The following is an 18,551-nucleotide window of genomic DNA, read 5'->3' on the forward strand; positions in this document are numbered from 1 at the left end:
AAAACAAACTCATCATCTCTGCACCAGTAATTGATCCTAAAGGGGAGATCATAGGAAAACAAGGAAAAATTCACCCTTTTGATTATGAAAGACGTCTGATAAGACCAGGAGATAGGACAAAAATTTTCAAAACCAGTTGTAAGTTTGGCATTGTAATCTGCTACGACATGGTGTTTCCTAAGGTAGTAAACTCATTGGCAAGGAAGGGCGCAGAAGTTATTTTCTCACCAAGCAGGATCGTAAAAAGAGGCATAACTCCTTGGCATCTTTATGTTCAGACTAGGGCTTTGGAGAATCGAATTCCAATCATTGCGGCTAATGTTTTGAACCAAAAATTTGGTGGAAAGAGCATAATTGTAGATCTTCGTGAAAAGTCACAAGTATACTTGCCAAAGAACAAAATTTTGAATAAACCAAGTTCATCAGTTACTCAGGAGTTTATTCTCTCAAAATATAAGAAAAGCAGAGCATCAAGATTTTCTGATGAAAATAGGTTTAGTTAGATTTTCCTGAAACAAATTCTTCGCATGCAGTCTTTGCTTGGGGATCAGTCATTTGCTTTGGAGGATGTTTCATCAAATATGCGCTTGCGGGATAGATAGGGCCGCCAATACCTCTGTCAAGTGCAATCTTTGCTAAACGTATGGCATCAATGACAATACCTGCAGAGTTTGCCTTGTCATCAACCTCAAGCCTAACCTCCATGTTATATGGAATATTTGCCCATTGTCTTCCTTCAATTCTCATAAACATGAGTTTTGTATTTCCTAAAAATGGTATAAAATCAGAAGGTCCAACGTAAATTTGGTCATCGTCTAATCTTTCATCTAATTGACTTTGGACACTTTCAGTTTTAGAAATCTTTTTGCTGACAAGTCGGTCTTGTTCTTTCATATTCAAAAAGTCTGTATTTCCTCCTACATTGATTTGATATGTCTTCTCAATCTTAGTTCCACGATCATTACACAATCTAGCAAGAGTTCGATGAACTATTGTTGCACCTACTTGCCCTTTAATATCATCACCAATTACTGGAATTCCTTTTTCTGCAAATTTTTTACCCCAAGTTTCATCTGAACAAATGAAAGAGGGTATACAATTAACAAATGCAGTACCAGCATCAAGACACATCTGTGCCCAAAACTGTGTAACTTTATCTGAGCCTACAGGAAGATATGAGACAAGAATTTCTGCTCCAGATTCTTTAATTTGTTTTTTTATCTCTTCTGCAAGTTGTTCATCTGTTTTGTTACTCTTAATTGGTTTAATTCTATTTTCAACCCATAATCCTACGCCATCTAAGATTGGACTCTCATAGACTTTGGCATTTGATTTTGGCATGTTCTCTTTTGGAATCCAGGTAACCATGTTCGGATATTCATAAATTGCTTCATTGATTGTTTTCCCAATTTTATTTTCCCCAACATCAAATCCAACTACAAATTCAATATCGTGTATTCCATAACCTGCTAATTTTTCATGAATAATTCCTATTACTTGCTGAGAGGGGTTTTGTCTATAGTATTCAATTCCTTGTATTAAACCCGAAAAACAATTTCCAATTCCTACAAGACCTACTTTGATCTTTTCAACCATTCGCAGTTTGTGTTATCAGACAAGGTTTAAAGTTTTCCTAAAATGGTTAATGAATTAATCAAGTCATGTTATTCCAAGACAGAATTTTATACTCGGGACAAAATTTTCTATTATGATTGAACCAGGTAATCCAGTAAAGGATATAGAAATTAAATCAGACTCTGACATTCTCCAAATCTTTGATGAATTATCAAAGTCAGGAGGTTTTGAATCGACGAATCTTTCTATGGGTTTGGAAATTTTAACTTCAATGATTTCAGATAAAAAATGCCTAAAGTTTGTTTCATTTGTAGGTGCCATCGTCTCTACAGGATTACGGGGCATAATCAAAGATATGCTCAAAAACAAATGGTTTGATGTTGCAATTACAACGTGTGGGGCACTTGATCATGATATTGCCAGGCATTATTCTAACTACAAAGAAGGGTCATTTACTATGGACGATAATGAATTAGCAAATCAGAACATTCACAGATTAGGAAATGTGTTGGTTCCAATGGAGAGTTATGGTCCACTTATAGAAGAAAAAATGCAAAAGTTTCTGGAAGAAGAATACAAGTCAGGAGTAAAGGAAATGTCTACTGCAGACATTACAAGAATGATTGGTAAACATTTGGGTGAGGACTCATTTTTGCATTGGGCATATAAGAACAACATCCCAGTTGTTGTTCCAGGAATTATGGATGGAGCGGTAGGAAGTCAAATTTGGTTATTTTCTCAAAAACACTCAGATTTTAAATTAAATCTTGTTGCAGATGCAGATTTACTATCAGGATTAATCTTCAAGGCAGAAAAATCTGGCTCACTCATGCTAGGAGGAGGGATTTCAAAACACCATACATTGTGGTGGAATCAATACAGAGAAGGATTAGACTATGCATTATACATTACAACCGCACAAGAATTTGATGGTAGTTTGAGTGGGGCTCTAGTCAGAGAAGCGATTTCATGGGGCAAAGTTACGCAAAAAGCTATGCAATCAACATTGCATGCAGAGGTGACAACGATTCTTCCATTTTTATACGCAGCACTACTTGCAAAACTAAAATAAATTTCTAAGATATTCTAAATAGATCCTTGGCGTTTTGATACATCAAAAGATCTCTGTATTCTTTTTTGATTTTTAATTTTGCGACAAAATTAAGATACGAATCCATTGTGCTAATTGGCCAGTCAGTCCCATACATAAGATATCTTGGCTCACCTGCATAGTTGATTAGCTCTGCCACCTTTTCTTTCATCATCTTTTCAAAATAGTGATCAAAATCACCCACTACCAGTCCAGATATGTCTGCATACACATTATGATTTTTGTAGATTACTTCTTGTGCATCTTGAATCCATGGATTTCCAAGATGACATAACACAATCTTAACGTCAGGATGTTCTACTGCAACATCATCTAAGTTGAGGGGTCTGGAATATCGAAGTTTACCTGTTGGAGAGTATGTATCACCAGTATGAATCATTACTGGAATATCAAATTCTTGGCATGCATCATAGACTCGGTTGTATCGTTCATCGTAAGGGTAATAGTGTTCATATCCTGCGTAAATCTTTAGTCCTTTAATCAAACCGTCTCTAATCCATTGTTTGTATAGTTGGAATTCCTCATCTGTGTGATTATCAACTGTAACTCCAGCTACCACTCCCAGATTATCATATTTTTTTATTGCATCAATAATCTGTTTAGTTGAAGGTCGTTCAGAATTAACCTTGTATGATGACAGAATGAGTGCATAATCTACATTGTTACTTGCCATCTCAATTTGCAACATGTTTAATCGCTCTTCTAATGAAGAGACATTTTTGAGAAGTTCGTATTGATTAACGTGAACGTGGCAGTCTATAATCATGATTTTTCCTTAAAGTGTGGGTTTTTCCATTCAATAAAAGTTGCATAGTTTAATGATCTGGGATCTTTCATATAATTTGGAAGAATTTTGATAAATTTAAAACCGTTTCGCAATTGAAAACATAATACAGGTTCTTTGATTTCGTGTTTCTTGACCTTCTTAACATACTCTTCAGCAGAAAATTGTTTTGCATAGTCACAGTAATTTATTAGTCGTCCACCTGCAATTATTCTTCGCAGATTTAGTTTTATTGCAAGATCTTTTCTTGCATTGTATATCTTCGTAGCAATGCCTAATCGCCTGTAATCAGGATGCGTGGAGACATCAGCACCATACAATGAATCTCCTTTGGGATCGTGATTTTCAAAAATGCTAGTTCCACATGCTTCTTTCCAAGTATGCTCTTTGTATTCTGGTTCCATAGTGATAATCAAACTACTGCAGGAGCCCACAATATTTCCTTTATACTCAGCACAGAATTGCCCTTCTGGAAAAACTTTGAGATGAGCAGTTAGTTGATCAGGCTTCCAATAAACACCTTCAGCTGCCATTGTAGGGAAAGAAGCTTTTTGGAGTTCTACAATTTTTGGAATGTCATCGTGAGTGACAGTTCGAACAATTACTTGGGCACGGGAATGAGATTCGGTCATTAACTGTTAATGCGGAATTAATATTAAACACAGATTTAATCTATTCGAATCATTTTACGGTCTTAATGTGGATGTCGTCAAATAACTCCTCAGCCTTCTTTATGATGATCTTATCGTCAGCATCAGGCTCAGCAGATATCAAAACGATATCATCACGATCTGGTACGCTAATTATGAGTTGATTTGTGCGACGAGAGGCAATGTAATCAATAGGACCTAGAATTTTATCTAATTCTTTTCTCATCTCAAAATCCAAACGCATTTGCATGTATACCATTCGAAGTTGTTTTTCGTTTACAAGAGGTTTTACGCCTTTCTTAAAGCCACCAGCCACACGTTGACCTAGTTTGTTTATGACACCAACATGACGAATTTTATCTAATTTTAAAAGTTCAGTACAAGCTTTTTCGAGTTCTTTTACTTGTTTTTCTGTCAACAAAATTAATCACCATTTATGTGGTCAGGGGCCTTATAATCATATTTAGGCAATCAAAATTCTTCAAAGTTCTTTTTTGGTCTATGATTTATTATCACTACATCTTCGGCAAATTTTTGATTTGGAACTAAAATTCTCTCTCCTTTATCGGTAAGTGCAACAGTATGTGTCAGATGGATTTCTATTATTACACCCTTATCATCTTTTATTCGCAAAACATCGCCCACATCAATTTCTTTATTAAAAAATAAGCTAAGACCGGCTGCTATGTTTTTTAGCTGATGTTGTAAGGCTATCCCAAAGACAACCATTCCTACACCAATAGAAGTGATTATTTCAAGTGCAAATCCAAATATGCCATAGTTAATTCCAAGAAATACTAATTCAGATAAACCAATCCCAAGGCCAGCAAGACCTAAAAGCTTACCAGACCCTTTTAGTTTTTTAAATTTAATCTTGATTATTTGTTTTACAAGTATAAACACAGAGACAGAGACAATAATTGAAATAATTCCATATGTCAATGCAAGCTCGGTAGCCATATTGATTTAAAAAAATAAACCACTATTGAATCTTGAGAGAAAATATACTAGAGTAATTTGTCATGCTAAATAAGAGAAAGGCATACCACAATATGATGTGTAATCATAATAATTTCTAGTCTCATATTATCATCAGAGGTGCCAAAATGTCAAAAAAACAAAGAAAATCACAATCAAACCCACCACCAAATAATTAAAAAATTTAATTTTATTTTTCTTTTTTTTAATTATAATACCAATACAAGTTATTGGGAATAAACCTATTATTCTATGCTAAATTAAACAAATTATGAGTCAGCCCAGATTTAGAATCAAGGAATTAAGACCCATCAGTGTAAAAGATGGTTTTTTAGTAGACGGATTTCCATCGGCAGGATTTGCTAGTGCAATAGCTTCTGAATCGTTAATCAATACAACAGGTTTTGAAGTTGCAGCAATAATAGATTCAGATACTTTTCCGCCAGTAAGCTTGATCAAAGACGGAGAGCCTAATTATCCAACACGGATTTTTGTGCAAAATGAGCTAAATGTAGCAGTCTTTTCTTCATATCTAACATTACACGAATCACTACACAAGCAGATGGCCAGATTCATGCTTTCTTGGGCAAAGAAGCATGGAATAAAGTACATCATCACTAGTATCGGAGTAAGAGCACCAAATCAATCAGAACAAATTATTGCAGCAGGAAGTACAAAGGAGGCAAGAAGAAAGATTCAGGAAGTAGGAATTCATGTTTTACAGCATGGGACAATTCCAGGCATCCCAGGATCTTTACTTAATCAAGGAATGACTAACGACCAAAATGTCATTGCGGTACTCTTCAATTCAATGGAACAAGGACCAGATTTCAAATCAAGTGCACAATTGTGCATGGCAATTTCAAAACTAGTCCCAGGAGCATCATGTGACATTTCAACTCTGAACAAAGAGGCAGAAAGAGCAGAGAAGATGATTAAAGAAACAGACACCGAGGCTAAAAATCTTAAAGAAGGTATTTACCAATAATTCTCGTTTTTATTATTCGCCTTTAACAGTAGTTTGAATAAAAATTGAATGAAATTATTACATTTGCTGTTACCGTCATAATCATTTCATCATCTGGAGTTATGTCACCAGGCCCATTGTTTGCTGCCAATGTAACCTATGGCATTAGACAGGGGGTAAAAGCAGGATTAAAGATGGCATATGGCCACACAATAATTGAATTTCCACTGATTTTGTTATTGGGATTTGGAGTAATTTCGTTAGACAAATTTCCAGAATTTAGAATAATTATATCAGTCGTTGGTGCACTAGCATTATTTGTATTTGCAGCATTACAAATTAAATCAGTTTTCAAAGAAAAATTTCAGTTAAAATCAGAATCAAGACACGGTCCTTTTCTTGCAGGTATGTTGTTTACTGGATTAAATCCATTTTTTATTATTTGGTGGTTTACCATCGGCCTAAAACTAATCACAGATTCCATTGAGATTTGGTCTTTCGCAGGATTAGCTATAATGTTTGGTCTACATATTTGGATGGATTACGTATGGTTAATGTCAGTAGCACTAGTATCAAAAAAAGGTTCGGGATTATTATCAAATAGAAATTATAAAATTTTCATGATAGGAATTAGTGGTTTGCTGATTTATTTTGGCATTACGTTTTTACAAGATGTTTGGTATTAACCGCAATCCATAATTTCTATCTCAGGCTCACAATTTTCATTAAAGTTTATGACTCTATCCAGAATGATTTCACAAGTTACAGGATCAAAGTTTTTTTCAAGGTCAGACAGATTACCGAGTATGGATACATGTTGATATACGCATGAGTCTGAAATGTAAAACGCCAGTAAAATTCCCACTATAGGGATCAATCCAAATAACAAATAGAATTTCTTCTTACTTTTTGATTGTGATATCAATTTCGATAGTAGACACATTACGCTGTTTGCCATCTTGAGATGTAAGAGAATCAGATGCAATTCTAACATCACTGACAACATACCCTACAGTATCCATTCGCTTGACAATCATTTGGGATACATCTACTGCTTGGGTAATTCGTTTACCTCTAGCTTTTATGGTGACTGTTGGTTGTGCAGCTAATTGTGTGAGTGTTGCGGTAACATAAGTCATGATTGGTTTTACTCCAACAAAGATTACATTTCTTTCAAGATTAGAACCACCGCCAGGATTTTCCCCGTCATCTTCTTCTGCTTTAACTTCTTTAGGCTGAGGTTCTGGTGCTTTTGTGGGTTCAGATTCACTTTCTGAAATTAATTCAGGTTCAGGTTCCGGGATTTCGATTGATTCAGAAACAGATTCTTTTGGAATTTCTTCGGATTCAGTTTTAGGGTTTTGCGATTTTTGAAACTCGGATAAAATTTCTTCTGCGTCATTAGGTTTTTTTTGTTCGCTCATTATGTTGCCTAATCAAAGACTGATTCGCTTTTATTTAATTTTTGAGGTTTTGTTTTTCTATGTAGTCTTGAAATATTTTCTCAATTTCATCATTATTTGATATTGTTTTTACATTATCTACTAATTCCTTTTCTTCAACTTCATAACAATTCAAAACGTCTTGACTATCTTTGTATACAAGTAAGATTTTTTCATCAAATAAACAATGATATAATTTCTCACGCTCCATTAATTCAGGTTTTATCTTAATACCATCAGGACCAACAGACAAGGGGGAATCCATACTTTGAATCATATTTCTTGTTATTTAGATGAATCTTCCCGATATCATAATATGTATTTTCTAACTATGTTAGGTGATGGATTATAGGGTGATTTTTCACATTGATTTTGATTATTTTTATGCTCAGTGTGAAGAAGTAAGATCACCTGAATTAAAAACAAAACCAGTTTGTGTCTGTGTATTTTCTGATAGAGGGGAGGATAGTGGTGCAATAGCTACTGCTAATTATACTGCAAGAAAGTACGGCGTAAAATCAGGATTGCCAATTAAATTTGCTAAAAGAAAATTGGAAGAAAGAAAGGATGCGGTGTTTCTTCCAACAGATTTTGATTTCTATTCAGACATGTCACAAAAAGCAATGAACGTCATGGAAGAATTTGCAGATATTTTTGAGTATGTCGGTAGAGACGAAGCATACTTGGATGTGACAAAAAAAACAGATGGAGATTATAATCGTGCAGGACATCTCGCCCAACAATTAAAAAATTCTATCAGAGACAATGTAAAACTCACATGCTCGGTCGGGATATCGCCAAACAAGCTAGTTTCAAAAATTGCATCAGATTACAAAAAACCAGACGGACTAACAATTGTTACTCCGGAAAAAGTAGAGAGTTTTTTAGAGCCTTTAAAAATTAGGGACATTCCAGGAATTGGCAAAAAGACAGAAGAGCGATTTACTCAGATGAATTTCAAAACAATTGGGGATTTAAGAAGATTAGATGTATTTACACTAAACAAAGAATTTGGAAGAAAGACTGGAACTTACATCTATAACGCAGTTAGAGGAATAGATTCGGAACCAGTTTCAGAAAGAGAGCCCAGTATTCAATACAGTAAGATTTCTACTCTCAAGGAAGATTCCAAGGATTTTAAATTTTTGAGTGAGAGTTTAAAGCAAATTTGTTCTGAATTGCATCAAGTCATTTTAAAGAAAAATAGAATGTTCAAATCAGTTGGAATTCAATTTGTAAATTCAGATTTATCAAATAAAACTAAATCACGTATGTTAAGAAATCCCACAACTAGTCTAGATGAATTAGAGAAAACTTCTGAACAATTACTAAAAGAAGCACTAGAGGATCAAGTAAAAACAATACGTCGATTAGGAGTTAAAGTCTCAGAGCTTTCAGAATTAAAAGGACAAAGAAGCATAGATAATTATTTTTGATTTGAATTAGCTTCTAGCTTTTTTATTCTTCTTGTTTCTATTGTCATTACAATCATTAAAAAGATAAACAGCCAAGGAAGGAACATTATTTCTCCTGCAACAGAATGAAACTCTTCCCATCGTTCAGGATCAGCAGTAACTTTCAATGCATAATAAGATAATGCAAAGATTCGGATGACATTAACGGTAATTGTACCAAGAATTCCTACCCCAAAATAGATAGCTTTACGATTTCTAGGAATGTTCATCTTTAGTAGAAATGCCATCATTACAAGTGAGTAAATGATGATGCTATGAACACCAGCAGATGGCCAAAAGACTTGAAGTGCAAATGGTCCATGATCACCCCTTAGAAACATCAGATTGTCTCTAGCTGTTGCCACACCTAGATCAAACAAGCTGATAAGCCAGACGTTAAGATTGACTAGATGAGGTACAAAATATTGCAGCGGTCCGAGTGTATCATATGGAAAGAATGCATCTAATGATAAAATTATAGCACTTCCACCAAGAAAGATTGGGCCTGCAGGGCTTAATCGAATCCATCTAGTTCCAAAATAAATTGAAAGTGAGGCAATGACAAAGCCAGTCATTATTATGAAATCCCACATCCATGTCCATGAATAGATTAATTGAACAGAGTAGGTTTCAGCAGCGTCTTCAATTGTTGTCCTAAAGCCATTTTCAAGCAATATCAGATATGCAATTACAAGGATTGCAAGTGGAATGGTTGCGACAAGTCGATTCTTGGAAATTCCCACTTTGAGTCCGAATAATTCAGCAACAACAAATGCTAATGCAAAAAGAAATCCTCCTCGTCCTTGATTCCAGCTTAGACTAAAAGAGTCAGGATAAAATGCTAATGCAAATAATATTGGGCTCGAAATAATTCCAATTCCAATAATTAGATTCCTTTGCATCAATTATGCACTTGAAATGGGACATAAATAATAACTGGTAAAATTTTGGAATTTTAGTTAGAATTTAAGAACACTGTGTCTTTTTGCAACAAGAACAATTACAGTTATCAATGAAAACACCATTATCATCGAAGCAAATGCTCCAAATTCGGGAACTACAGAAGTTCCAGTAACAGTTACTTTCTGTGACGTTGCTTTTAGAGAATTTATTGTTAAAGTAGAGACATTTCCTTCAGTTACCTGAGCAAAATCAGATGTTTTCTGTCCATCAACAGATACAGAGTAGGTACCACTGATCAGTTTATGAGGTAGGATCAAAGTCAATGTATGATCATCACTTTGGGTTTGACCACGCAATTCAAAAGTTATTGATTTGGTGTTTTCATCAATTATTGCCTTATCCACTAGTCTATTGAACTGGTATTTGACATCAGCTTTTGTCATGCCATCGCCAACACTGGCACCAACGTTTGGTAACGTCTTGAATCCTATCTCAACATGTACGACACCAGTCATCCAAGGATGCACGATACAAAAGTATGGGTAATCTCCGATTTCGGTAAATCTATGAGTAAATGACTTTGAAGGAGGAAACAAACCACTGTCAAAAATATCATCAGGTGTGGAATCAGAGCCAGAGGTTACAGTATGTGCAGCAGTATCGCCATTCTTCCATTTGACAGAATCACCTACAACAATGGTAATTTCACCATTGGTACTTCCATCTTTTTCAGTTTGCCAAAAGAAAGGGGCAGATGGGCTTGCAGCTCCAGTTGGTATGTTAATATCATAAGTAATCTGAGCAAAGACAGATACAGGAGTTACAAAAAGTAATGTTACAATTGCGAGAAGATAATATTTCAATAAATAGAGACATCAATTACAAGTAAATAACTTTTCGATGTCTCTAGAAAAAATCAGAAAGAGTTTTTTGTTTAAGCAGTTTAGTAATTTGTCCCCTTAGCAACCATTCGTTTTTACTAATACTCATTTTTGTACAAGCCAAAGAAACACTACTATCAAAAGTATCAGATACAATAGGAGTCTGTTTCATAGCAGCACGTATGCCTTCTCGAACTTGCCAAACTCCTACAGGGATTGCATACTCTGGCCTAATTTCACGTAATACAAGTACTCCGCTCTGAATTTTATTTTTTGATAGATATTCAGTAACTGCTAGTTTGGCTGCAAAATAAGCACCTGCGATAGCTGGTGGATGGTCAATTCCTCGGGCATCCTCGTAATCAGAACCAAAACCTAACAGACCATTTGAGTACCAAGCCTCAATCATTTCAAACATCCACCGATGTGGGAAAAGAATTACAGAGAACAGGTTTCCAAGATGCTCAAAAGAAAATACTTTGTGTGAATCAATTACTGGATAGTCTAAAACTTGTTCCATCAATGATTTTGAAATAATATCATCAGTGGCAGTTATGCTCCATCTTGTTGGAACGAGTTTTCGTTTTTGCCCCATCATTCCAATGCTAAAGCATTTTTGAATTTTGGAAATCTCTATGCCGCTATTGTATAGTTTTAGAACAGCATCTTGAGCTTTGAGATCCTTATCATAGTATACCTTCTCAATGTTTTTTTCAGACGATGATGAAGAAAATTTAGCAGATTTTATCTCACCGATTGGACCAAATGGGGCACTCTCACCATCAATGGAAGTGATAGGAGTAGTTGACTTGAAAAAATCAATATCAGAATCAATTGGTTTTGATGCCATTGCGACCTCTTGTAGGTTTTCAATGTACCTTCCTGAGGGTTCAGAGACCCGAACTTTTTGAATTCCACGTACCAAATTTAGTCTAAAATTAACTATCTCCTCAAGGCTTTTTCCAAGCCATTTTTCTGGAGAATCTAGAAGTGACGTATCCCCGTGTGTTGGGGGAACCATTGGACCTACGAGAACTTTGGGATAGTTGTATGAGCCTACAAATACAGATGGCGGGCTAGATCCACTAACTGAATCGGATGAAAATAAATTTCCGTATTTTGATAAATGTTCTCTCCACTTAGCCTCAATTGCCTTTCTAATATCTTGAGAGTTTTGCAATATGTGTGAATCACCCTATTAGAGTATTAAGTTGTCTTGAAAAAACAGTTGACCGATAATCAACAAAGATGTTTAAAGTTGTGATTATATCAAGAAAGTATTGGTGCAAAGAATTATTTCATTACTTCCTAGTGCAACCGAATTATTATTTGAGTTAGGAGCACAAGATATGCTTTATGGTGTAACGCATGAATGTCTATATCCAGAAGATGCAAAGAAAAAACCTCGAATCATTACTTCTGTGATAGACCCAGAAAAGTTAGACAGTAAGGAAATTGACGTCATGACATCAAAGCTACTCAAGGAAGGAAAAGATATTTTCAAACTAAACAAAGAGAATTTAAAAAATGCTGATCCAAATCTGATAGTCACACAAACTACATGTGAGGTTTGTGCTGCTCATACAAATCTTGTGCAACAAGCAATTGAGAGTTTAGAAAAAAAGCCACAGATACATTCGATGGACCCACATAATTTATCAGAGATTTTACAAAGTGTGAAAGATCTTGCTGCAATTATTGGCTTGCAGAATAAAGGACAAGAAATTTGCAAGTCGTTAGAACAAAGATTAGATAAAATTCAAAATACACATTATGAAAAAAGGCCCAAAGTTTTAGCAATTGAATGGATTGAACCATTTTTTACAGCTGGGCACTGGGTGCCACAAATGATTGAATATGCAGGAGGAACAAACATGATTAGTAAAGTGGGAGACCATTCAAGACGAATGGAACTTGATGAGATCATTAATGTAGATCCAGAGGTGATTATTCTAATGCCGTGTGGTTTTGATACAAAAAGGACTATTGAAGAATACAATAAATTTTTGAGTAAAAATGAAAAATGGAATGGACTTCGAGCAGTAAAGGATCAAAAAGTCTTTGCAGTAGATGCAAATTCATGTTTTAGTAAACCAAGCATACGAACGATAACAGGGGTAGAAATTCTAGCAAAAATCATACATCCGGAGAAATTTGCAGGCATTATACTACCTGAAAACTCTCACGCAAATATCAAAGAATTCTAAAAATATTATCGATCCTGAGAGTCATCTAATTCATCGGCCTCGGATGTTTTTTTGGTCGGTCTTGTAGGCACGTAAATCACAGTCAACATGTAGAGGTTTTTTCCGTAAGTGATACGTAATTAGGTTACAAAAGTTTGCCTTTTTGGTAATTTCTAGTAGATTTGATTAATCGTATTCGTAGCTTGTGTGAATGTTACATGCATGTTCTGATATGCTCATTATGATTTGTATATTTATTCAACGGGATTGTCTCGTCAAAGCTTTCGTCCTATCTCGGTGTTTGTAAGGACGAGACAAATCCTAGTTATCTGAATTTATTTTGCATTCAACTTTTAATGACCGTATAGTAGTAAAGTAGCTCAGTACCAATATGCAAATGGCTGCCATTCGGATTGGAATTTCATAAGTAATTAAAAATGAAGAAGCTACACTTCCAATGCTTCCAAATGTAGAGATTATTGCAAAACCTACTGGCCCACAACCACATGCACCAGCTGCAGCCCCCACAATCGATCCAAATACTCCACCACCAAGTTTTTTCTTAGAGTGTCTTAGAAAATTAATTCTATAGACATTCATTGGTAACACTAATGCAGCGAGCCCAGACAGAATTACAATTAAGGAAAATCCCAATTCAGTATCCTTTGGAATATGTCCTACTACATATGGCTCGAAAAATAAATACTCTGAGAGAATCAACAGTGGAATTAAGAGACCTACAAAAATTATTCCTCCAAGAAGAATGTATTTTGGATTCGAAAACACAAGAGAAAATGTATTCAACTTAGATCATGGAATCAAATACATTTTGGAACACAGAGTATGGCTGTGCACCTACAATTTTTTGTTGTTGACCATTAGGTGCTACGATAACAAAAGTGGGAGTTCCAGTTGCACCCTGCTTTTGAGATTCTGCAATGTTTGTTTGAACTCTTTTTTGGTATTTTCCTGAATCAAGGCAGTTGTTAAACAGTTCCATGTCTAATCCCAAGCTAAACGCAAATGCCCTCAGCCTCTCTTTATTAGCCCAACCATCATCAATTTCTTGCTGTGATGTATAGAGTAAATCATGATACTCCCAATATGCTCCTTGATCCTCTGCACAATAACTAGCCTGTGCTGCTACAGGGGAGTCCCTACCCAAAAATGCCAAATCTACAAAGATTAGTTTAGCTTTTCCAGTGTCGATATAGTTTTCAAATATTGCAGGTTTTGTATTGTGAAACCAATTCTTGCATTGATGGCACTGATAATCACCAAATTCTATTATTGTAATTGGAGCATCAAGGTTTCCTGCAATAGGAGATCCCATAGATGTTAAAACCGTACCATATGATCTTGACATGTCAAGATTTACGGTTTCAGACTCAGAACCAAGTGATGCAGAAGCTGCAACTATAGCAACAATTACTGCTGCTGCAATACCACCTAAAATAGGAGCCTTCTTTTTCAACATTGATTGGGGTTTAGATACGACTTAAAAAACTTCTTCCAAATTGTTCTGAAAACTTAGTTATTTTTCTTGAAAAACCCAAGTAGTTTGTTTATGACTGTGTCAATAGGACAGGCATCACACGTAGTGGAACCTGAATGTTTTTGCAAATGTTTCTCAAATTCACTTCTTGAATCAAAGACAAGATCACATTTAGAACAATAAACTTTGTTTACGTTTGTTCTTTTTTTGAAATCAGTCACGATATGGATATCACGTTTGTCCTTATAAAGATCCTGTTGAATATTACGATATGCAATATCGTTTTTTAGATAAAATCATCACCGGGATTTTTGTTTGCATGTTTACTGCCGCGTGGTTTTTTACTGCAAAGTATTATCAACGACCAAAGCAGTACTCAATTATAGTTAAAGACGAGAGAGGCAACCAAATAAATCTAAAAGAGATTAGAAGTAGCTTTCAAACTCAAGAGGTTGCATATAGTTTTCTAAGAGAATATGAGAAATCATTTCCAAATTACAACTTTTCCATAGAATATTCCTTACCCAATGGGAAAAGCAAAGTAATGATACAAATTTTAAAAAAATTATAGATAATGAATTTTTTTGTGATTGTTATACTCTACTTCATACTGAGATAGGAATCCACAATGAGGGCAAGAAAACATTTGGGCCGGAGGAGGGGGATTTCTTTCTATGATTTTCCCAGATACTGACTTGACTGAGATAATATTCCCAGTTGAAATTACAGCAAAATTTCTTCCTTCTCCAATAGAGTCCAAGAATTCTTTAATTGATGATATTACCAGATTCTTATCAATTATTTCATCATCTATTGGCGATAACACAAATTCATGTATTTTTAATGCAGGTATTGCAGCAACTTGATCTGAGACATATACTAAAAGTTCATGCTTTATTGATTCAATATCTTTGCAGTCTATTGTAAGCATGAAGAGATGAGAAAATATCGTTATTTTAGTCTAGTCAAAAATAAGAATGTGAGTCAAACAACATCTCTGCCACAACTTGGACACTTCAAATGTAATGTCTTCATTGCATAATCATGTTCTTCTTTGACATCAACACATTTCTTGACTGCCTCTCGGCAAGAATGACAATAAGTGATTGCCATAACAGGATAGACCAGATCAGAGATAAAGAATCATGTATGTATCAAAAATACAACATAGTTTCAAATTTTCGCTATATTACAAGGGCATTTAGTTTAACAAAAGGCAAAACGGATTATGACATGATTATTCATCTAGTGTAAAATCAACCATCAATTATGAGAGATTCAGAGACATTTGGGGTAGAGAAAGGATTTGGTCAGAAAGTGGTTGACTGGTTAAATGAGCAATCACAAGAAAATGATCTTAAATTTGAAGCAAGATTATATGGATATGATTTAGATACTGACAATTTTGGTTCATTTGAAATGTTTTCATGGATTGGAAATGTTCAATCTGCAAGAAAATTGATCATCAAAGCTAGTAAACGATTCAAAGTTAAAGTCATCGAGGGAGGATACAAGACAAAGGAAAAAATCTTTCATATGAAAAAATCTGATTACGGAATGGTAAGAAAGGGAGACAAAGTGATAGGACATATTGAATTTGAATCTTCTAGATTTGGAAAAGAGAATTGGAAGATTAAAGCAGAAGAGAGAAGATAATTTCCAATCAAATAACTAAAATACGTTTTATGCAGTTGGAACTCATTAATGAAAATAGGTCTTATCGGAACAGGCATACTTGGAAATGCAGTAGGAATGCACCTCTTAGATTCAGATTTCAAACTAGTCGCATACAATAGAACGAAAAATAAAACAGAGAAATTAGCGAGTCATGGGGCAGAAATAGTTAACTCACCAAAGGAGGTTGCAGAAAAATCAGAATTTGTCATCACCTGTGTCAAAGATGCAGATGCAGTGAAAGAAGTATCATTTGGGGAGAATGGAATCATTCATGGAATACATTCAAACCTGACTATTGCAGACATGAGTACTATCAACCCAATATCCTCAAGAGAGATATCCTCAGAGTATAAAAAAAATGGAATTGAGATGTTAGACATTCCAGTAATGGGAGGGCCAAATGTAGCAATTAATGGAAATCTAGTTTTAATGGCATCCGGAGATTCAAAAACATTTGAAAAGCATAAAAAAATTTTAGAAACTATAGCACACAAGGTTTTCTATCTTGGAGAAAATGGCACGGCTCATACAGTAAAGCTTACAATGAATTTACAAATTGCCATGCTTGCATTATCAATCTCTGAAGGAATAACCTTAGCAAGAGGAGCATCCATAGATCCAAAAATTTTTTTGGACATACTCAATGAGACTTACTTTAAAACTGGAATGAGTGAAAACAAAGGATATAAAATGATCCAAGATGAGTTTACCCCCACATTCACACTTGAAAATTTAAAGAAAGACCTCAAAACAATTAATGAGACGGCAAGATCATTTGGGATTTCCTTGCCGATGACTACCAGTGCAGAACAGGTGTATCAGCAAGCACTGAATAATGGATTTGGAGATCTAGATTATACTGGAATCCTTGCATACCTAAAATCCAGTACGAATTCCGAGAATATACAAAATTAATTTAAGACAAGACACATTACCAATATCATGAGATTACTAGATAAAATTGCAATTATCACCGGTGCCTCAAGTGACATTGGTGCCAGTATTGCCAAAAGATTTGTTGATGAAGGGGCTCAAGTTGTTCTTTTAGGTAGAAACCTTGATTCCTTGGAAAAAGTCAGACAATCAACTGGGAAGCCAGATTCTGCGGTGCCAATGACTTGCGACATTACTGATGAGGCCCAGGTAAACCAAACAGTAAATCAGGTTATCGACAAATATGGAAAAATCGACATTTTAGTTAATGGTGCTGGAGCAATCAATGATCCTGTTCATTTTCATGACATGCAATCAGGAGACATTAGGAACCTCATTCATGTCAATATGCTTGGAGTATTCTTTCCATCCAAAGCTGTTTTGGGTAAAATGTACGAAGTAAAGAAAGGTGCAATAATCAACATAGGCTCAGTGTCTGCAGAAAGGGCAGTTCCAAGAGTACACCTTGCAGCATATTCATCCACAAAGGCTGCAATTAACATGTTCACAAAATCAATCGCTATAGAATATGCTAGAAGAAACATACGTTGTAACTGTATCAATCCTGGAATCATTAACTCTGGAATGATAAAGCCATACCTTGACGATCCAGGTGCAAGAAAAGTTTTAGAAGAAAGATTACCGTTAAACAGAATTGGCGAACCAATTGATGTTGCAAACACAGCGCTATTCTTGGCATCTGATGAAGCAAATTGGATTACAGGTTCAATAATTGATGTAGACGGTGGAAAGTCAGCATCAGAAGGTTAATCAAGCAAAATAGTTCTTGCAAGAAGCTGCGCCACTCTTACTGGTTCAGGGATAGACCCCTGAGTAGTCAATTCATTCAATAATTTTTGTACATCAGAAAGAGTGCAACCCTCATTTCTAATGTATACATCAAAATTTGTATCTAATTTAATTCTGGTTCTTTCTTCAAGTTTTTTGTATTCATTAATCTTTGATTGTGCATCATTGAAATGATACTTTAACGCATCTTCAATTCCAAGAGAATCATTATAGGTTATTGCAATAATAGGAATTTGTAATTTTTTGTATAATTTTTGTATGTCAATTATATTGTATAGAGATATTATAACGCCAGAAATCAAAACATAACTGACATCAGGTCTGTTTAGTTTTTCATACATGCGTAAAATTTCATCAGTTGCATCATCTCCAGAAAGAGTAGTTTTTCCAATAACGAATCCGTCAATGATAAGATCACGTCTCATCACGACACCGGCCAGAATTGATTTTTTTGAATGTTGAGTAAAACTTTCTGCAATGGCTAATCCGCGTATACCTTTTTTCTCAAGATGTAGATGTCGCATTTTTTGTCTTCCTCAAATATGCCCTATAGCTTAATGCGGAGATCGTAATTATTAGTCCAGTGATAGTAGCCCACATGGCAAAAGGAATAAGATCAGATTCATTCATCCCAATATTATCAAAGAAATTAAACATCTAAATGTATTAAAAAAAGTGAACTTAGCCTCAAAAATCAGGCATCAA

25 protein-coding genes are annotated in these 18,551 nt (G+C 35.1%); 10 read left to right on the forward strand and 15 right to left on the reverse strand.

Translation table 11 applies throughout. The annotated features are described in order from the left end of the window. A partial coding sequence (locus C6988_RS07480) for a carbon-nitrogen hydrolase family protein (protein ID WP_182134429.1) occupies window positions 1-503 on the forward strand: 503 nt, incomplete at its 5' end. Here the strand turns inward: C6988_RS07480 and C6988_RS07485 are convergent. Continuing rightward, on the reverse strand, window positions 496-1,596 hold the full coding sequence (locus C6988_RS07485) for an inositol-3-phosphate synthase (RefSeq protein WP_182134430.1): 1,101 nt from the start codon (window positions 1,594-1,596) through the stop codon (window positions 496-498). The two genes, C6988_RS07480 and C6988_RS07485, sit on opposite strands and share 8 nt — an antisense overlap. Before the next feature lie 112 nt (window positions 1,597-1,708). Between C6988_RS07485 and C6988_RS07490 the strand changes: the two genes are divergently transcribed. Continuing rightward, window positions 1,709-2,647, forward strand: a complete 939-nt coding sequence (locus tag C6988_RS07490) for a deoxyhypusine synthase (protein WP_182134431.1) — start codon at window positions 1,709-1,711, stop codon at window positions 2,645-2,647. 4 nt (window positions 2,648-2,651) lie between these two features. On the opposite strand, the gene C6988_RS07495 is transcribed toward C6988_RS07490, so the two are convergent. Genes C6988_RS07495 through C6988_RS07510 form a run of 4 tightly spaced genes read right to left on the reverse strand, consistent with a single transcriptional unit; the run spans window position 2,652 to window position 5,080 of the window. Further along, a complete protein-coding gene (locus C6988_RS07495) occupies window positions 2,652-3,452 on the reverse strand; it encodes an amidohydrolase family protein (RefSeq protein ID WP_182134432.1) in 801 nt (266 codons plus the stop codon). Next, a complete protein-coding gene (locus C6988_RS07500) occupies window positions 3,449-4,102 on the reverse strand; it encodes a GNAT family N-acetyltransferase (protein ID WP_182134433.1) in 654 nt (217 codons plus the stop codon). The genes C6988_RS07495 and C6988_RS07500 overlap by 4 nt, the downstream gene beginning before the upstream one ends. 49 nt (window positions 4,103-4,151) lie before the next feature. Then, a complete protein-coding gene (locus C6988_RS07505) occupies window positions 4,152-4,538 on the reverse strand; it encodes a DUF6659 family protein (RefSeq protein WP_255464389.1) in 387 nt (128 codons plus the stop codon). A 53-nt stretch (window positions 4,539-4,591) separates the two neighbouring features. Further along, window positions 4,592-5,080, reverse strand: coding sequence for a mechanosensitive ion channel domain-containing protein (locus tag C6988_RS07510; protein WP_182134435.1), 489 nt, complete (start codon window positions 5,078-5,080; stop codon window positions 4,592-4,594). Between the two features lie 289 nt (window positions 5,081-5,369). Here C6988_RS07510 and C6988_RS07515 point away from each other — a divergent pair, with 289 nt between their 5' ends. Both C6988_RS07515 and C6988_RS07520 read left to right on the forward strand, forming a co-directional pair. After that, complete coding sequence (locus tag C6988_RS07515; RefSeq protein ID WP_182134436.1) at window positions 5,370-6,086, forward strand: proteasome assembly chaperone family protein; 717 nt, start codon at window positions 5,370-5,372, stop codon at window positions 6,084-6,086. Window positions 6,087-6,130: 44 nt separating this feature from the next. Beyond that, complete coding sequence (locus C6988_RS07520) at window positions 6,131-6,751, forward strand: LysE family translocator (protein WP_182134437.1); 621 nt, start codon at window positions 6,131-6,133, stop codon at window positions 6,749-6,751. 216 nt (window positions 6,752-6,967) lie between these two features. On the opposite strand, the gene C6988_RS11230 is transcribed toward C6988_RS07520, so the two are convergent. Together C6988_RS11230 and C6988_RS07530 are read right to left on the reverse strand one after the other, a co-directional pair. Beyond that, entirely contained in the window at window positions 6,968-7,228 is a 261-nt protein-coding gene (locus C6988_RS11230; RefSeq protein ID WP_342752378.1) for a DNA-binding protein, read from the reverse strand. Between the two features lie 295 nt (window positions 7,229-7,523). Then, window positions 7,524-7,772: a hypothetical protein gene (locus C6988_RS07530; RefSeq protein ID WP_182134439.1), complete on the reverse strand. Its 249-nt coding sequence runs from the start codon at window positions 7,770-7,772 to the stop codon at window positions 7,524-7,526. 76 nt (window positions 7,773-7,848) lie between these two features. On the opposite strand from C6988_RS07530, the gene dinB reads away from it, so the two are divergent. Further along, window positions 7,849-8,943 carry a DNA polymerase IV gene (dinB, locus tag C6988_RS07535; RefSeq protein ID WP_182134440.1) on the forward strand — a complete coding sequence of 365 codons (1,095 nt, stop codon included), beginning with the start codon at window positions 7,849-7,851 and terminating at the stop codon, window positions 8,941-8,943. On the opposite strand, the gene artG is transcribed toward dinB, so the two are convergent. From artG to C6988_RS07550, 3 genes are read right to left on the reverse strand one after another with little or no spacing between them, the layout of a single operon-like run. Further along, window positions 8,934-9,863 (reverse strand): thaumarchaeosortase, encoded by a 930-nt coding sequence (gene artG, locus C6988_RS07540; RefSeq protein WP_182134441.1) that lies wholly within the window; start codon window positions 9,861-9,863, stop codon window positions 8,934-8,936. The two genes, dinB and artG, sit on opposite strands and share 10 nt — an antisense overlap. Before the next feature lie 57 nt (window positions 9,864-9,920). Next, window positions 9,921-10,727: a cupredoxin domain-containing protein gene (locus C6988_RS07545; protein ID WP_255464393.1), complete on the reverse strand. Its 807-nt coding sequence runs from the start codon at window positions 10,725-10,727 to the stop codon at window positions 9,921-9,923. A 43-nt stretch (window positions 10,728-10,770) separates the two neighbouring features. Next, window positions 10,771-11,928, reverse strand: a complete 1,158-nt coding sequence (locus C6988_RS07550; RefSeq protein ID WP_182134647.1) for a hypothetical protein — start codon at window positions 11,926-11,928, stop codon at window positions 10,771-10,773. Between the two features lie 100 nt (window positions 11,929-12,028). Here C6988_RS07550 and C6988_RS07555 point away from each other — a divergent pair, with 100 nt between their 5' ends. Further along, a complete protein-coding gene (locus tag C6988_RS07555) occupies window positions 12,029-12,952 on the forward strand; it encodes a cobalamin-binding protein (protein WP_255464448.1) in 924 nt (307 codons plus the stop codon). 300 nt (window positions 12,953-13,252) lie between these two features. Here C6988_RS07555 and C6988_RS07560 read toward each other — a convergent pair whose 3' ends face one another. Genes C6988_RS07560 through C6988_RS07570 form a run of 3 tightly spaced genes read right to left on the reverse strand, consistent with a single transcriptional unit; the run spans window position 13,253 to window position 14,647 of the window. Continuing rightward, on the reverse strand, window positions 13,253-13,735 hold the full coding sequence (locus C6988_RS07560; protein ID WP_220463417.1) for a hypothetical protein: 483 nt from the start codon (window positions 13,733-13,735) through the stop codon (window positions 13,253-13,255). A gap of 1 nt (window position 13,736) precedes the next feature. After that, window positions 13,737-14,405 (reverse strand): DsbA family protein, encoded by a 669-nt coding sequence (locus C6988_RS07565; protein ID WP_182134442.1) that lies wholly within the window; start codon window positions 14,403-14,405, stop codon window positions 13,737-13,739. A gap of 56 nt (window positions 14,406-14,461) precedes the next feature. Next, window positions 14,462-14,647, reverse strand: a complete 186-nt coding sequence (locus C6988_RS07570; RefSeq protein WP_182134443.1) for a hypothetical protein — start codon at window positions 14,645-14,647, stop codon at window positions 14,462-14,464. 50 nt (window positions 14,648-14,697) lie between these two features. Between C6988_RS07570 and C6988_RS07575 the strand changes: the two genes are divergently transcribed. After that, window positions 14,698-14,997, forward strand: a complete 300-nt coding sequence (locus tag C6988_RS07575) for a hypothetical protein (RefSeq protein ID WP_182134444.1) — start codon at window positions 14,698-14,700, stop codon at window positions 14,995-14,997. On the opposite strand, the gene C6988_RS07580 is transcribed toward C6988_RS07575, so the two are convergent. Next, a complete protein-coding gene (locus C6988_RS07580) occupies window positions 14,992-15,357 on the reverse strand; it encodes a C2H2-type zinc finger protein (protein ID WP_182134445.1) in 366 nt (121 codons plus the stop codon). The two genes, C6988_RS07575 and C6988_RS07580, sit on opposite strands and share 6 nt — an antisense overlap. Before the next feature lie 338 nt (window positions 15,358-15,695). On the opposite strand from C6988_RS07580, the gene C6988_RS07585 reads away from it, so the two are divergent. The 3 genes from C6988_RS07585 to C6988_RS07595 are packed head-to-tail and all read left to right on the forward strand — an operon-like array spanning window position 15,696 to window position 17,807. Continuing rightward, window positions 15,696-16,082, forward strand: coding sequence for a hypothetical protein (locus C6988_RS07585; protein ID WP_182134446.1), 387 nt, complete (start codon window positions 15,696-15,698; stop codon window positions 16,080-16,082). 48 nt (window positions 16,083-16,130) lie between these two features. Further along, window positions 16,131-17,018: an NAD(P)-dependent oxidoreductase gene (locus C6988_RS07590; protein WP_182134447.1), complete on the forward strand. Its 888-nt coding sequence runs from the start codon at window positions 16,131-16,133 to the stop codon at window positions 17,016-17,018. Window positions 17,019-17,045: 27 nt separating this feature from the next. Continuing rightward, entirely contained in the window at window positions 17,046-17,807 is a 762-nt protein-coding gene (locus tag C6988_RS07595) for an SDR family NAD(P)-dependent oxidoreductase (protein ID WP_182134448.1), read from the forward strand. On the opposite strand, the gene C6988_RS07600 is transcribed toward C6988_RS07595, so the two are convergent. Further along, window positions 17,804-18,370: an endonuclease dU gene (locus tag C6988_RS07600; RefSeq protein ID WP_182134449.1), complete on the reverse strand. Its 567-nt coding sequence runs from the start codon at window positions 18,368-18,370 to the stop codon at window positions 17,804-17,806. The two genes, C6988_RS07595 and C6988_RS07600, sit on opposite strands and share 4 nt — an antisense overlap. Between the last annotated feature and the right edge of the window lie 181 nt (window positions 18,371-18,551).

It is taken from the genome of Nitrosopumilus sp. b1 (assembly GCF_014078545.1).
Lineage (GTDB): Archaea > Thermoproteota > Nitrososphaeria > Nitrososphaerales > Nitrosopumilaceae > PXYB01.

Coding starts and splice junctions, on each gene's coding strand:
- C6988_RS07485 (WP_182134430.1), bottom strand. CDS start 1,596: ATGGTTGAAAAGATCAAAGTAGGTCTTGTAGGAATTGGAAATTGTTTT.
- C6988_RS07490 (WP_182134431.1), top strand. CDS start 1,709: ATGATTGAACCAGGTAATCCAGTAAAGGATATAGAAATTAAATCAGAC.
- C6988_RS07495 (WP_182134432.1), bottom strand. CDS start 3,452: ATGATTATAGACTGCCACGTTCACGTTAATCAATACGAACTTCTCAAA.
- C6988_RS07500 (WP_182134433.1), bottom strand. CDS start 4,102: ATGACCGAATCTCATTCCCGTGCCCAAGTAATTGTTCGAACTGTCACT.
- C6988_RS07510 (WP_182134435.1), bottom strand. CDS start 5,080: ATGGCTACCGAGCTTGCATTGACATATGGAATTATTTCAATTATTGTC.
- C6988_RS07515 (WP_182134436.1), top strand. CDS start 5,370: ATGAGTCAGCCCAGATTTAGAATCAAGGAATTAAGACCCATCAGTGTA.
- C6988_RS07530 (WP_182134439.1), bottom strand. CDS start 7,772: ATGGATTCCCCCTTGTCTGTTGGTCCTGATGGTATTAAGATAAAACCT.
- dinB (WP_182134440.1), top strand. CDS start 7,849: ATGGATTATAGGGTGATTTTTCACATTGATTTTGATTATTTTTATGCT.
- artG (WP_182134441.1), bottom strand. CDS start 9,863: ATGCAAAGGAATCTAATTATTGGAATTGGAATTATTTCGAGCCCAATA.
- C6988_RS07575 (WP_182134444.1), top strand. CDS start 14,698: ATGCAATATCGTTTTTTAGATAAAATCATCACCGGGATTTTTGTTTGC.
- C6988_RS07580 (WP_182134445.1), bottom strand. CDS start 15,357: ATGCTTACAATAGACTGCAAAGATATTGAATCAATAAAGCATGAACTT.
- C6988_RS07585 (WP_182134446.1), top strand. CDS start 15,696: ATGAGAGATTCAGAGACATTTGGGGTAGAGAAAGGATTTGGTCAGAAA.
- C6988_RS07590 (WP_182134447.1), top strand. CDS start 16,131: ATGAAAATAGGTCTTATCGGAACAGGCATACTTGGAAATGCAGTAGGA.
- C6988_RS07595 (WP_182134448.1), top strand. CDS start 17,046: ATGAGATTACTAGATAAAATTGCAATTATCACCGGTGCCTCAAGTGAC.
- C6988_RS07600 (WP_182134449.1), bottom strand. CDS start 18,370: ATGCGACATCTACATCTTGAGAAAAAAGGTATACGCGGATTAGCCATT.